Origin of the sequence: Streptomyces sp. NPDC056738, assembly GCF_042790435.1 — a bacterium.
Lineage (GTDB): Bacteria > Actinomycetota > Actinomycetes > Streptomycetales > Streptomycetaceae > Streptomyces.
In genome coordinates this window covers 120983-134087 of sequence record NZ_JBHTZF010000012.1, presented here as the reverse complement: position 1 = coordinate 134087, position 13105 = coordinate 120983, and the positions used below count along the sequence as shown (strand labels likewise).

11 protein-coding genes are annotated in these 13105 nt (G+C 70.3%); 5 read left to right on the top strand and 6 right to left on the bottom strand.

The features are described from left to right. Nucleotides 1-125: 125 nt before the first annotated feature. The 5 genes from ACFRIC_RS29060 to galU form a co-directional block, all read right to left on the bottom strand. Complete coding sequence (locus ACFRIC_RS29060) at nucleotides 126-785, bottom strand: GNAT family N-acetyltransferase (protein ID WP_382791611.1); 660 nt, start codon at nucleotides 783-785, stop codon at nucleotides 126-128. A gap of 26 nt (nucleotides 786-811) precedes the next feature. Continuing rightward, on the bottom strand, nucleotides 812-1351 hold the full coding sequence (locus ACFRIC_RS29055; RefSeq protein ID WP_382791608.1) for a molybdenum cofactor biosynthesis protein B: 540 nt from the start codon (nucleotides 1349-1351) through the stop codon (nucleotides 812-814). Then, complete coding sequence (moaC, locus tag ACFRIC_RS29050; protein ID WP_382791605.1) at nucleotides 1348-1860, bottom strand: cyclic pyranopterin monophosphate synthase MoaC; 513 nt, start codon at nucleotides 1858-1860, stop codon at nucleotides 1348-1350. Before moaC ends, ACFRIC_RS29055 begins: the two co-directional genes overlap by 4 nt. 173 nt (nucleotides 1861-2033) lie before the next feature. Continuing rightward, nucleotides 2034-3356, bottom strand: a complete 1323-nt coding sequence (gene glp / locus ACFRIC_RS29045; RefSeq protein WP_382791602.1) for a gephyrin-like molybdotransferase Glp — start codon at nucleotides 3354-3356, stop codon at nucleotides 2034-2036. 4 nt (nucleotides 3357-3360) lie between these two features. Further along, entirely contained in the window at nucleotides 3361-4263 is a 903-nt protein-coding gene (gene galU / locus ACFRIC_RS29040; protein WP_382791599.1) for a UTP--glucose-1-phosphate uridylyltransferase GalU, read from the bottom strand. Nucleotides 4264-4396: 133 nt separating this feature from the next. On the opposite strand from galU, the gene ACFRIC_RS29035 reads away from it, so the two are divergent. Then, the gene (locus ACFRIC_RS29035; RefSeq protein WP_382791597.1) at nucleotides 4397-4972 is read left to right on the top strand and encodes a 5-formyltetrahydrofolate cyclo-ligase; all 576 of its coding nucleotides are present in this window, start codon (nucleotides 4397-4399) and stop codon (nucleotides 4970-4972) included. 207 nt (nucleotides 4973-5179) lie between these two features. Here ACFRIC_RS29035 and ACFRIC_RS29030 read toward each other — a convergent pair whose 3' ends face one another. Then, the gene (locus ACFRIC_RS29030) at nucleotides 5180-7939 is read right to left on the bottom strand and encodes a penicillin acylase family protein (protein ID WP_382791593.1); all 2760 of its coding nucleotides are present in this window, start codon (nucleotides 7937-7939) and stop codon (nucleotides 5180-5182) included. A 199-nt stretch (nucleotides 7940-8138) separates the two neighbouring features. Here ACFRIC_RS29030 and ACFRIC_RS29025 point away from each other — a divergent pair, with 199 nt between their 5' ends. The 4 genes from ACFRIC_RS29025 to ACFRIC_RS29010 all read left to right on the top strand — a co-directional run bounded on the left by ACFRIC_RS29025 (nucleotide 8139) and on the right by ACFRIC_RS29010 (nucleotide 12776). Beyond that, entirely contained in the window at nucleotides 8139-9725 is a 1587-nt protein-coding gene (locus tag ACFRIC_RS29025) for a potassium/proton antiporter (protein ID WP_382791591.1), read from the top strand. Nucleotides 9726-10079: 354 nt separating this feature from the next. After that, nucleotides 10080-11342: an MFS transporter gene (locus ACFRIC_RS29020; RefSeq protein ID WP_382791588.1), complete on the top strand. Its 1263-nt coding sequence runs from the start codon at nucleotides 10080-10082 to the stop codon at nucleotides 11340-11342. 68 nt (nucleotides 11343-11410) lie between these two features. Beyond that, nucleotides 11411-11737, top strand: coding sequence for an FmdB family zinc ribbon protein (locus tag ACFRIC_RS29015; protein WP_382791586.1), 327 nt, complete (start codon nucleotides 11411-11413; stop codon nucleotides 11735-11737). Between the two features lie 160 nt (nucleotides 11738-11897). Further along, nucleotides 11898-12776: an S-methyl-5'-thioadenosine phosphorylase gene (locus ACFRIC_RS29010; protein ID WP_382791583.1), complete on the top strand. Its 879-nt coding sequence runs from the start codon at nucleotides 11898-11900 to the stop codon at nucleotides 12774-12776. Nucleotides 12777-13105 lie beyond the last annotated feature (329 nt).

The window sequence follows — 13105 nt, the reverse complement described above, 5'->3', positions numbered from 1 at the left end:
GGTGTGTCGCACGATCCGGCTGATATTTCGACCTTTTTTTGTGACCGATGCGATCAGCAGGCCACCGCGAGCGTGAATTTAATGCCCTGGCGCGATCGCCTGCCGATCATTTTCGAACACCTATTTCATTTTCCGGGGTGTCCGCGCTTGCTCGGGTTCTGTGAACCGGCCTGCTCCGATCCGACCTGATCCGAGCGTCCCGGCGCCGGACGCGTCCGCCTCCAGCGTCCGAGCAGTCCCTCGGGGACTTCCTCCGCGGTGAGCGCGAAGACGAGATGGTCGCGCCAGGCACCGTCGATGTGGAGATAGCGCGGGCGCAGCCCTTCCTCCCGGAATCCGAGCTTTTCCACGACCCTGCGGCTGGGCCCGTTCTCGGGGCGAATGCAGACTTCGATGCGGTGCAGTCCGACGGTGCGGAAACAGTGGTCGCTCACCAGCGCCACGGCCGTCGGCATCACGCCGCGGCCCGCCACCGACTGGTCGACCCAGTAGCCGATGTGCCCGGAGCACATCGAACCCCAGGTGATCCCGGCGACGGTGAGCTGACCGACCAGGCGCCCCTGGTACTCGATCACGAAGGGCAGCATCCGGCCCGCGTTGGCCTCGGCACGCAGGTGCCGGACCATCTGCCGGTACGTCGGCCGGTGCGCGATCGGGCCGCTCGGCGTGGGCGGCGGGATCGTCGCCTCCCAGGGGCGCAGCCAGTCGCGGTTGCGCCGGTTCACCTCGCGCCAGGCCCGCTGGTCGCGCAGCCTTATCGGCCGGAGGACGACGTCGCCGTCCACCAGCTCGACCGGCCAGGATGGGCTGTTCAGCTCGCACCCCCAGTGCCGCTGGGTCTCTGGTGGTCGCCGCCGCGGATCTGGTCGACGGCGTGGATCAGGAGGGGGTCGAGAACGGCCAGTCCGTCCCTGACCCCGCCGGTGGAGCCCGGCAGGTTGACGATCAGCGTCGCCCGGGCCACTCCGGCGAGTCCCCGGGAGAGCGCCGCGGTGGGCACCTTGTCCCTGCCGAACGCCCTGATGGCCTCCGGGATTCCGGGGATCTCGCGGTCGAGCACGCGCAGCGTCGCCTCGGGGGTCCGGTCGGTGGGCGAGATGCCCGTGCCGCCGGTGGTGACGATGACGTCGTAGCCCGCCTCGACCCCGGCGCGCAGCGCCTCCTCCACGGGGTCCCCGTCGGGGACGACCCACGGCCCGTCGACCGCGAAGCCGGACTCCGCGAGGCCCGCGGCGACCAGGGGGCCGCCCTTGTCCTCGTAGACGCCGGCGGCGGCGCGGTTGGAGGCGGTGACGACCAGCGCGCTGTAGCCGGCGGTCAGTGCCGCGCCGATGACGGTGCCGCTGCTCATGCCCTGCTCCAGTCGCCCGACTTCCCGCCGGTCTTCTCTTCCACCCTCACGTCCGTGATGACCGCCCCCTTGTCGACAGCCTTGACCATGTCGATCACGGTGAGGGCCGCCACGCTGACCGCGGTGAGGGCTTCCATCTCGACGCCCGTGCGGTCGGTCGTCTTCACGGTGGCGAGGATCTCGACGGCGTCGTCCGCGACCGACAGGTCAATCTTGACACCGGACACCGACAACGGGTGGCACAGCGGGATCAGGTCCGGCGTGCGCTTGGCTCCCATGATCCCGGCGATGCGGGCGGTCGCGAGGGCGTCGCCCTTGGGGACCCCTTCGCCGCGCAGCAGCTCCACGACGCGCGGCGAGACCAGGACCCGGCCGCTCGCGCGCGCGGTGCGGGCGGTCACGTCCTTCCCGGACACGTCGACCATGCGCGCGGCGCCGGCCTCGTCGATATGGGTCAGCCGGTTCTGCACAGGTGCTCCGGAGGTCTCCCCCCGGGACGGAACAGTCATGCGTGGGCGCTCCCGGTCAGGGCCCGTCGCGGTGCGGCGCGTGGGCCTGGTGTGCGCGACACGTTACCGCCCGTCCGTCCGCCGCCGAATCGCCGTGAGGGGCCGTTCGTCCCCCGCCCGACCTGGGCGCCCCCGCGGTGGACCCGGGACGGGCGCCCGCCCCGGGTCGCCGGTCAGCCGAGGAGGACGACCTCGACCTCGCTGCCGGGCTCGACCGAGGTGTCCTGCTCGGGGACGACGATCAGTGCGTCGGCGTGCGCGAGGGCGGCGACCAGGTGCGATCCGGCGCCGCCGACGGGCGTCACGGTGCCGTCCGCGTAGGTGCCGCGCAGGAACTGCCGGCGGCCCTTCGGCGAGGTCAGCGCCTTGTCCGCGGAGAGCTTCGCCCTGGTCGTGGACCGGTGGACGTCCGGCAGTCCCATCAGAGTCCGGATCGCGGGGCGTACGAACAGCTCGAAGGAGACGTACGAGGAGACGGGGTTCCCGGGGAGCGCGAGCAGCGGGGTGTGGTCGGGGCCGATGGAGCCGAACCCCTGGGGCTTTCCTGGCTGCATGGCGAGGGTGCGGAAGTCGATGCCGCCGCCCTCCTCGTCCTCGTCGCCGACGGACGAGAGCGCTTCCTTGACGACGTCGTAGGCGCCGACGCTCACCCCGCCGGTCGTGACCATCAGGTCCGCGCGGACGAGTTGGTCCTCGATGGTCGAGCGCAGGGTCTCGGCGTCGTCGGCTACGGCGCCGACGCGGTAGGCGATGGCTCCCGCGTCGCGGGCCGCCGCGCACAGGGCGAAGCTGTTCGAGTCGTAGATCTGTCCGGTGCCCAACTGCTCGTCGGGCTGGACGAGTTCGCTGCCGGTGGACAGGACGACGACGCGCGGGCGGGGGCGCACGCGCACCGTGCCGCGGCCGATGGCGGCGAGCAGGCCGATCTGCGGCGGGCCGAGGATCGTGCCCGCTTCGAGGGCACGGTCGCCCGCCTTCACGTCGCTGCCCTGCGCGCGGACGTGCGCGCGTGCCTCGGCCGGGCGGTGGACGTGGACCTGTCCGTAGGAGCCCTCGGGGGAGGCGCTGTGCGCGCGCATCCCGGAGACCGGCCCCTCGCCGAGCCCTCCGTCCGTCCACTCGACGGGGACGACGGCTTCGGCGCCCGGCGGGAGCGGGGCACCGGTCATGATGCGGGCGGCCTGGCCGGGGCCCACGTAGGGCTGGTCGGCCTGGCCGGCCGCGACATCACCGACGACCGTCAGGACCGCCGGATACTCCTCGCTCGCGCCCGCCACATCCGCGACCCGGACCGCGTACCCGTCCATCGAGCTGTTGTCGAACGGCGGCAGGGAGACCGGCACCGTGACGTCCTCGACCAGGACACAGCCCTGGGCGTCGAGGAGTTGCAGCTCGATGGGTTCGAGGGGGCGGACGGTCGTGAGGATGTCCTCCAGGTGGTCGTCCACCGACCAGAGGTGTTCCTGGCCGGTGGTGCGGGTCGCGGCGCTGCTCAAATCCCTACATCTCCTCGGCTACGTAACTGCGAAGCCAGGTCCGGAAGTCCGGGCCCAGGTCTTCACGTTCGCATGCGAGTCTGACAATGGCACGCAGGTAGTCGCCGCGGTCGCCGGTGTCATAGCGGCGGCCCTTGAAGACGACGCCGTGCACGGGGCCGCCGACCTTCTCGTCCGCGGCGAGCTGCTGGAGGGCGTCGGTGAGCTGGATCTCGCCGCCGCGGCCCGGCTCGGTCTTGCGCAGTATGTCGAAGATGTGCGGGTCGAGGACGTAACGTCCGATGACGGCGTAACTGCTGGGCGCGTCCGCCGTGTCCGGCTTCTCGACCAGACCGGTCACCTTGACCAGGTCGCCCTCGCCGGTGGCCTCGACGGCGGCGCATCCATAGAGGTGGATCTGCTCGGGCGCGACCTCCATGAGCGCGATGACGCTGCCGCCGTGCTGCTCCTGGACCTCGACCATGCGGGCGAGGAGGGGGTCGCGGGGGTCGATCAGGTCGTCGCCCAGGAGTACGGCGAAGGGCTCGCGGCCGACGTGCGGGGCGGCGCACAGGACGGCGTGGCCGAGGCCCTTGGGGTCGCCCTGGCGCACGTAGTGCATGGTCGCGAGGTCGCTGGACTCCTGGACCTTGGCGAGCCGGCTCGCGTCGCCCTTCTTCTGGAGGGCGGATTCCAGCTCGTAGTTGCGGTCGAAGTGGTCTTCGAGGGGGCGCTTGTTGCGTCCGGTGATCATCAGGACGTCGTCAAGACCCGCCGACACGGCCTCTTCGACCACGTACTGGATCGCCGGCTTGTCGACGACCGGCAGCATCTCCTTGGGAGTGGCCTTGGTGGCCGGCAGGAACCGGGTGCCGAGGCCTGCCGCCGGAATGACAGCCTTGGTGATCCTGGGGTGTGACTCAGTCATGTCCGCAACCATAACCGGTTGCTATGTGCAGAATCTGTGGCTCCGGTTAATTCACGGTCATATGAACTGATTAAGAGAGCTACAGGAGTCGCCTGTGAGACACGTCGGACGCGAACCAGAGCCTGACAAGCGAATGTTGCGGCGAGGACTCCTCCTGGTGAGAAACGGGTTGACGGCCGGTGACGTGCGGGAAACGGCCGCCGCGCTCGCCGCCCGCGCCCTGGAACTGCCCGAACTGGCGCGGGCCCGCACCGTCGCCGCCTATGTGTCCGTGGGGAGCGAGCCGGGCACCCTCGCGCTCCTGGACGCGCTCCACGCGCGCGGGGTGCGTGTCCTGCTGCCGGTCCTGCTCGCGGACAACGACCTGGACTGGGGCGCGTACACGGGGCCGGACTCCCTCACGGAGGTACGGCACGGCGGGAAGATGGCCCTCCTGGAGCCCGCGGGCGAGCGGCTGGGACCCGAGGCCGTCCAGGACGCCGACGCCGTTCTGCTGCCCGGTCTGGCCGTCGACGCCCGCGGGATGCGGCTGGGACGCGGCGGAGGCTCGTACGACCGCGTGCTGGCCCGTCTGGAGCGCTCGGGCGCCGATCCGGCACTGGTGGTGCTTCTGTACGACACCGAAGTCGTCGACCGGGTCCCGGAGGAGGCGCACGACCGGCCCGTCCACGCGGTGGTGACCCCTTCCGGCGTCCGCCGCTTCCGTTGACGCGGGGGGGCCGGACGGCGGGCAGCGGGCTGCGGGCTGCGGAGGACGAGGCCCCGGAGCCGCGAACGCGAAGTGGCCCTCCACTCAAGCGTGGAGGGCCACTTTCGTCAGGCACCGGCATCCGGCCGCCGAAGCGTCAGGGCTTCAGCACTTCAGGGCTTCAGCACTTCAGGGCTCAGGGCTTCAGGGCTTCAGGGCTTCAGGGCTTCAGGGCTTCAGGACCAAGGTGTCGGTCGTCTTCTTGTCGACGGCCTTCTTGCTGAAGGCCCACGGCAGGAGTTCTCCCTTGGCCCACAACTCCGTCTGGTCGGTGTAGTGCGCGCTGTAGGCGTGCCCCGAGGCGCCCGTGAGGTTGATCCACTTGGACTTGTCGAGGTCCTGGAGGTTGACGACCATCCGCATCGAGGGCACCCAGACCACCCCGTAGCCGCCCGCCGCGTTCCAGCCGGTCGCGTTGACCGTCGCCTCGCCGCCGCCGAGGTTCCAGGGACCGCGGTTGAGCATGTACTGCAGGAAACCGGGGCCTTCGGTACCGAGGGTCTGGTTCTTCAGGAACAGGCGGTGCAGCCGGCCCCAGCTCCAGGTGTCGATGTCCTTGCCGAGCTTGGCGGTCAGCTCCCAGCGGGCGTCGCCCATGGCCCGCAGGAAGAGGTCGTCACGGCTGGTGCTCGCCTCTTCGGTGCGCGTCCTGGGCAGCTTCCACCAGTCGTTGTGCTCGTCGTCGATGATCTTCCGGATCACCTCGAACCAGCGGTCGCCGCCGTCCGGCTGCGCCTGGTCCGGCTCACGCTCGCCGCACTCGCGCACCGTCTGGTCCTCGTCCGCGGGACCGGTGGTGTCGACCCGCTCGACCGACAGGCACTGGCCCTTGACCCGCAGCTCCTTGGGCAGCTTGTTGCCGAAGGCGAGCTTGAGGATGTTGCGCCAGGTGGCGTTGAAGTACGCGGCCGCCGCGGAGTCGGCGTCCTGGGTGTAGTCCCAGCCCTCCAGGAGCTTCTGCGCCTCGCGGACGTCCTTGTCGGGCACGTCGATCTTGAGCAGCTTGGGCACGATCAGCTTGGCGATCTCGCTGCTGTTGTCGAGCTGCATCTGGCGCATGTCGTCGGTCGAGATCTTGGCGCCGCCCCGGGTCTTCGACTCGATCAGGTCGGTGATCCGCTGGCTGCGGGTGCCGTAGCCCCAGTCCGTGGTGAGCGTGTACGGGTACTTGTCCGGGTCGACGACCGCCTGGTTGGCGGTGACGATGTAGCCGCGCTTGGGGTTGTACTCGTAGGGAAGGGCGGACTGCTTGATGTAGCCGGTCCAGCGGTACTTCGAGTCCCAGCCCGGCGCGGGCAGCGAGCCGTCGTCGCCCTTGGCGCGCGTGGGGATCTTGCCGGGGAGCTGGTAGCCGATGTTGCCGCTCGCGCCGGCGCCGTCGGCGTAGACGAGGTTCTGGGAGGGCACCTCGAAGGACGCGGCGGCCTTGCGGAACTCGCTCCAGTCGGAGGCCTTGTCCATCGCGAAGACGGCGTCCATGGTCCTGCCCGGGTCCAGCGCGGTCCAGCGCAGTGCTATCGCGTACCCGTCGCCCCGGTCGGGCGCCTCCGCGTCGACCGTGGCCTTCTTGCCGACCTGGACGAGTTCGTCGTCACGGTCGGAGAGCAGCGGCATCCCGTCCTGGGTCTGCCGGACGACGATCGTCTTGGCGGCCCCGCCGGCGACCTTGATCGTCTCCTTGCGGGTGGTGAAGGGCAGCACCTTGCCGTCGTACTCGTAGCCCTGGCCGGTGATCTTCTCCAGGTAGAGGTCGGTGACGTCGACCCCGGAGTTGGTCATGCCCCAGGCCATGTCGGCGTTGTGGCCGATGACCACGCCGGGCATGCCCGCGAAGGTGTATCCCGAGACGTCGTACTGGCACTTCGCGGAGACCGCGGTGCAGTGCAGGCCCATCTGGTACCAGACCGAGGGCAGCGACGCGGACAGGTGCGGGTCGTTGGCCAGCAGCGGCTTGCCGGTGATCGTGTGGCTTCCGGCGACGACCCAGGAGTTGGAGCCGATGCCGTTGCCGTTCACGCCGACGGCGGTGGGCAGGTCGTCGAGGACCTTGTAGAGCCCCGAGAGCTGGCTCTGGAACCCGGAGGGCGTCGCCGTACCGCCCGCGAGCCCCGTGCCCGCGCTGGACGCCGAGGTGGTGTCCGAGGGGCCGTACGTCCCGGTGACACTGTCGTACGAGCCCGTCTGGACGATCGTCTTGTTCCGGCTGTACGGGTACTCGGGGTAGAGGTCCGCGATCTGCTTCGGGCCGAGCCGGCTCGTCATCAGCGAGCGGTCGATCTCCTCCTGCATGTTGCCGCGCAGGTCCCAGGCCATCGCCTTGAGCCAGGCCACCGAGTCGACCGGGGTCCACTCGGTCGGCTTGTAGTCGTTGGTGAAGCCGAGGGCCGCGTACTCCAGGGAGATGTCCTCGGAGCTCCGGCCCTTCAGGTAGGCGTTGACTCCCTCGGAGTACGCCTGGAGGTACTTCTTGGTGGAGGCCGACAGCTTGGTGTCGTACTCCTTCTTCGCGATGCGGTCCCAGCCCAGGGTGCGCAGGAATTCGTCGTTCTTGACCTGACCCTCGCCGAACATCTCGGACAGCCGGCCCGAGGTCATGTGGCGGCGCACGTCCATCTCGTAGAACCGGTCCTGCGCCTGGACGAAGCCCTGGGCCATGAACAGGTCCGCGTCGGACGAGGCGTAGATCTGCGGAATCCCGTTGCCGTCGCGCTGCACGGTCACGGGCCCGGACAGCCCGTCCATGCGGATGGATCCCTTGGTCTGCGGGAAGGAGGCCCGCACCGTGCTGATGCTCCAGTACGCGCCGAAGGCGATGCCTCCGATGATGGCGAGAACCAGGACAATCAAGAACAGTCGGGCTTTGCGCCCCTTCTTCCTGCCGGACTTGCCGGGCTGCTGGCCGGAAGAGGCGGTGGTGTTGGGGGGCATCGCTGTCCTTGCTGTCCTAACGCGAGCGGCAGGCGGTCCTGGAGTGCTGGGGCAACCATAGGCGCAGGGCCAACCGCGCCTTGACGCGGAGTAGGAAACCGGGAAGCACGACTGTTCGATCTTGCCTCCGGGAACGTCAAGAAAACGTCAAGAGTTAGGTAAGGTAACGAAGTACTTGCACTGAAGTGGCCGGCTTCCGGTGCTCGGATCCGGACGTCGCCCCCGCGGCACCGGATCGGCGAGAAAGGAACAGCCCCTGACTGTCCACCACCTCAACCAGCTCCTGCTCGTGTGCTCGCTCGTCCTCCTCGTCGCGGTGGCGGCGGTCCGGATCTCCTCGCGCAGCGGGCTTCCCACGCTGCTCGTCTACCTGGGAATCGGCGTCGCGATCGGCCAGGACGGAGTCGGCGACGTCCAGTTCAGCAACGCCGAACTGACCCAGGTCATCGGATACGCGGCCCTGGTCGTGATCCTGGCCGAGGGCGGACTCGGCACGAAGTGGAAGGAGATCAGACCGGCCCTGCCGGCGGCCTCCTCGCTGGCGACGGTGGGCGTCGCGGTGAGCGTCGGCGTCACGGCCGCGGGCGCGCACTATCTGATCGGCCTGGAATGGCACCAGGCGTTCATCATCGGCGCGGTCGTCTCCTCGACGGACGCCGCGGCGGTCTTCTCGGTCCTGCGCAAGATCCCCCTCCCCACGCGCGTGACGGGCATCCTGGAGGCCGAATCGGGCTTCAACGACGCCCCGGTGGTCATCCTGGTCGTCGCGTTCTCCACCGCCGGCCCCGTGGAGCACTGGTACACGCTGCTCGGCGAGATAGCGCTGGAGCTGACCATCGGCGCCGCCATCGGTGTCGCGGTCGGCTGGCTGGGCGCGTACGGACTGCGGCACGTGGCGCTGCCGGCCTCCGGCCTCTACCCGATCGCCGTGATGGCGATCGCCGTCGCGGCCTACGCCGCCGGCGCGCTCGCCCACGGCAGCGGCTTCCTCGCCGTCTACCTCGCCTCCATGCTTCTCGGAAACGCGAAGCTGCCGCACTGGCCCGCCACGCGCGGCTTCGCCGAGGGGCTCGGCTGGATCGCCCAGATCGGCATGTTCGTGCTGCTCGGCCTGCTGGTCACCCCGCACGAGATGGGCGACGACATCGTCCCGGCCCTCGTCATAGGCCTGGTGCTGACGATGGTGGCGCGGCCGCTGAGCGTGGTCGCGGGCCTGCTGCCGTTCCGCATCCCCTGGCAGGAGCAGGTGCTGCTGTCCTGGGCGGGCCTGCGCGGCGCGGTGCCCATCATCCTGGCCACGATCCCGATGGTGAGCGGAGTCGCGGAGAGCGAGCGGATCTTCAACATCGTCTTCGTCCTGGTCGTCGTCTACACCCTCGTCCAGGGCCCGACCCTGCCGTGGCTGGCCCGCAAGCTCCGCCTCGGCGCGTCCGCGGGGGCCTCCGACCTGGGCATCGAATCGGCGCCCCTGGAGCGGCTGCGCGGCCATCTGCTGTCCGTCGCGATCCCCAAGGGCTCGCGCATGCACGGAGTCGAGGTGGGCGAGCTGCGGCTGCCCCCGGGCGCGGCCGTCACCCTCGTCGTCCGCGAGTCGAAGTCCTTCGTGCCCATGCCGACGACAGTGCTGCGGCTCGGCGACGAACTGCTGGTCGTGGCCACCGACCCGGTCCGCGACGCGACCGAGAGACGTCTGCGCGCGGTGGGCCAGGGCGGCAAGCTCGCCGACTGGCTGGGCGTCGACGACGGCGGCAGGGAACACCGGACCCAGCACCGAACGGGTCTGTGACACACCACGACCGCCGCGCGGTCGGCCGGTTCTTACGAAACCCGGGACGCGCTTCTTAAGAAGACCCCGCCGGGCTTACGACACATCGAACGAAAACGCGAAGACGAAGGGCAATCACAGGCTCACGGCGGCGGAGTGCTCTTTTTCACAGGCCCGGCCCGACGGCCACCCCCTGTACGATGAAGGCACACCTTGATCGAACCAACTCTGCCTGACGCAGAGCTGGCGCGACCGTATGGCGGCCGTGACGTCCTTCCGCAGGGGGCGCCGGTATCTACCGCAGATCCGCGCAAGAGGACAGCTCTCGGCGCCCCCCGCACGGGCGCGCTACCAGGCGGCAGAAAGGCACGGGCCGTGGCATCCACGGTCACCTCCCGCCCTGGATACGGACAGTTGCTGCGCACCCGCGGCGCCTGGACGTTCCTGCTCCCCGGCTTCGCCGCCCGTCAGCCGTTCGCCATGCTGACGATCTCCATCGTGCTGCTCGTGCAGCACACCACCGGCTCGTACGGGGCGGCCGGCGCCGTCGCGGCCGTCACCGGTGTCTCCATGGCACTGTTCGCGCCCTTCACCGGACGTCTGGCCGACCGGCACGGACAGCGGGCGGTCCTGCTCCCCGGCGTCCTCGTGCACGCCGTGGCTGGCTTCTCCCTGACCGCGCTCGCACTGGCGGACGCCCCCCTGTGGGTGCTTTTCGCCGCCGCGGTGCCCACCGGCGCCTCGGTGCCGCAGGTCGGCCCCATGGTGCGGGCCCGCTGGGGCGTGAAGCTCCAGGGTTCGCCCCTGATGTCGACCGCCGCCGCCTTCGAGTCCGTCACCGACGAGCTCACCTTCGTCTTCGGCCCGCTGCTCGCCACCGCGCTGTGCACGGCCGTCGCCCCCGCCGCGGGCCTGCTGACCGAGGCGTCGCTGACCCTCGTCGGCGGTCTGCTGTTCGCCGCGCAGAAGAGCACGCAGCCCGCGGTCTCGGCCGCCGGACACGCACGCGTGGAGCACGGTTCCGCCCTGCGGATCCCCGGAGTGCGCGTTCTGATCATGACCTTCCTGGGCATCGGCTCCGTCTTCGGCGGCATGCAGGTCTCGCTGGCCGCGTACAGCGAGTCGATCGGCGAGCCCGGCATGAACGGTGTCCTGTACGGCGTCTTCGCGGCCGGCAACATGCTCTCGGGCATCGTCTGCGGCGCCATCGCGTGGAAGGTGGCCCCGCAGCGTCGGCTCGTCGTCGGGTACGCCGCCCTCGCGCTGGCCGCCTCCGGGCTGTGGGCCGCGAACTCGGTGATCGTGCTCGCGGGCCTCGGCCTCGTCGTCGGCATGTGCATCGCTCCGAGCCTGATCACCGGCTACACCCTGGTCGAGAGCCTCGTCCCGCAGGGCGCCCGCACCGAGGCCTTCACCTGGCTCACCGGCGCCGTCGCCCTCGGCCAGGCCGCGGCCGTCACGGTCGCCGGACAGCTCGAGGACAGGCTCTGGGACGGCGCCGGGTTCCTGGTGCCGATGGCCGGTACGGCACTGGCTCTGGCGACCCTGGTGGCACAGCGTTCACGCCTCGCCGCACAGGCCCCGAGCCGTGCCGTCGCACGTGGCGTCGGTCACCGCGTGCCGGTGACAGTGGACTGATCTCGCGGAATACGTCAGTATGGACCGTCGTTAGCACTCACTGAGTGAGAGTGCCAGGAGGAAGACAAGTGCCGACCTACCAGTACCAGTGCACCGAGTGCGGCGAGGGCCTCGAGGCGGTGCAGAAGTTCACCGATGACGCCCTGACCGAATGCCCGAATTGCAACGGCCGCCTGAAGAAGGTGTTCTCGGCCGTCGGCATTGTCTTCAAGGGCTCCGGCTTCTACCGCAACGACAGCCGCGGCTCCTCGTCGAGCAGCTCGCCGGCGTCGAAGCCGTCCACGTCCTCGACCTCGGACACGAAGTCCTCGTCGTCCGCCTCGTCGTCCTCGGACACGAAGTCGTCGAGCGCGAAGTCGTCGGGCACCGGCTCCGCCGGCAGCTCCGCCGCCTAGGACTCCTCGGCCCGCGGCCGGGGCTCCCCCCGGCCCGGCCCGGCCGCCGTGGCCCACGGCCCGCAGGCCGCACAGGTCCGTTTCCGCGGAAGACCCCGTCGCCCTACGACGACGGGGTCTTCCGCGTTCCTTCACCGGGACAGCCCGTAGGGTGCCGTTCATGGCGAACACGGAGAACTCACAGACCCCGGCCGGGGAGCAGCCGACGGCATCGGCCGAGATCGGCGTCATCGGCGGCTCGGGCTTCTACTCCTTCCTCGACGACGTGACCGAGCTGCGGGTCGACACCCCTTACGGGCCGCCCAGCGACTCCCTGTTCCTCGGCGAGATCGCCGGCCGACGGGTCGCCTTCCTGCCCCGCCACGGGCGCGGCCACCATCTGCCGCCGCACCGCATCAACTACCGGGCCAACCTGTGGGCGCTGCGCTCGGTCGGCGCACGCCAGATCCTCGGCCCCTGCGCCGTGGGCGGACTGCGTCCCGAGTACGGGCCCGGCACCCTGCTCGTGCCCGACCAGTTCGTGGACCGTACGAAGTCACGGGCGCAGTCCTACTTCGACGGGCTGCCGCTGCCCGACGGCACGGTGCCGAACGTGGTGCACGTGTCGCTGGCCGACCCGTACTGCCCCGTCGGACGGAAGGCCGCGCTGGAGGCGGCTCGCGGACGTGACTGGGAGGCTGTGGACGGCGGCGCGCTCGTGGTCATAGAGGGCCCGCGGTTCTCCACCCGCGCCGAATCGCTGTGGCACCAGGCGCAGGGCTGGTCGGTGGTCGGCATGACCGGACATCCCGAGGCCGCGCTCGCCCGCGAACTGGAGCTCTGCTACACGTCGTTGACGCTGGTCACCGACCTGGACGCGGGTGCCGAGACCGGCGAAGGCGTCTCGCACGACGAGGTGCTGAAGGTGTTCGCGGCGAACGTGGACCGGCTGCGGGGCGTGCTGTTCGACGCGGTCGCGGCGCTGCCGGAGAACGGATCGCGCGACTGCCTGTGCACGAAGGCCCTGGGCGGCATGGACCCCGGCTTCGAACTGCCGTGACGCGAACGGGCGTGGCCTGAGCCTCCGTGGCGCGAACGGGCGTGGCTGAACCTCCGCGCTCCGCGCCGGGGTGGCCCACACCTCTGTGGGGCGGGGTGGCCCGCCCCTCTGTGGCGCGAACGGACTCGGCCTGGACTGCTGTGAAGGGAACGGACGCGGACGGGGCTGCCGTGAAGCGAGCTGCCGTGCCCCGAGCGGCGTGACCGGGCTGTCGTGACGTGTGCCCGGGCGGGGTGGAACCTCCCGTTCGGGTGAGGGAGTTGTCCACAGTTCCCGGGCCGTCCACGGGTGCCTGCGGACTTCGGCGCGAGACCTCATCGTGGGATCGC

What these genes read in the sequence shown, in the direction of transcription:
- moaC (WP_382791605.1), bottom strand. Translation starts at nt 1,860, where the DNA reads ATGACTGTTCCGTCCCGGGGGGAGACCTCCGGAGCACCTGTGCAGAAC.
- galU (WP_382791599.1), bottom strand. Translation starts at nt 4,263, where the DNA reads ATGACTGAGTCACACCCCAGGATCACCAAGGCTGTCATTCCGGCGGCA.
- ACFRIC_RS29010 (WP_382791583.1), top strand. Translation starts at nt 11,898, where the DNA reads ATGGCGAACACGGAGAACTCACAGACCCCGGCCGGGGAGCAGCCGACG.
- ACFRIC_RS29055 (WP_382791608.1), bottom strand. Translation starts at nt 1,351, where the DNA reads ATGAGCAGCGGCACCGTCATCGGCGCGGCACTGACCGCCGGCTACAGC.
- ACFRIC_RS29035 (WP_382791597.1), top strand. Translation starts at nt 4,397, where the DNA reads ATGTTGCGGCGAGGACTCCTCCTGGTGAGAAACGGGTTGACGGCCGGT.
- ACFRIC_RS29030 (WP_382791593.1), bottom strand. Translation starts at nt 7,939, where the DNA reads ATGCCCCCCAACACCACCGCCTCTTCCGGCCAGCAGCCCGGCAAGTCC.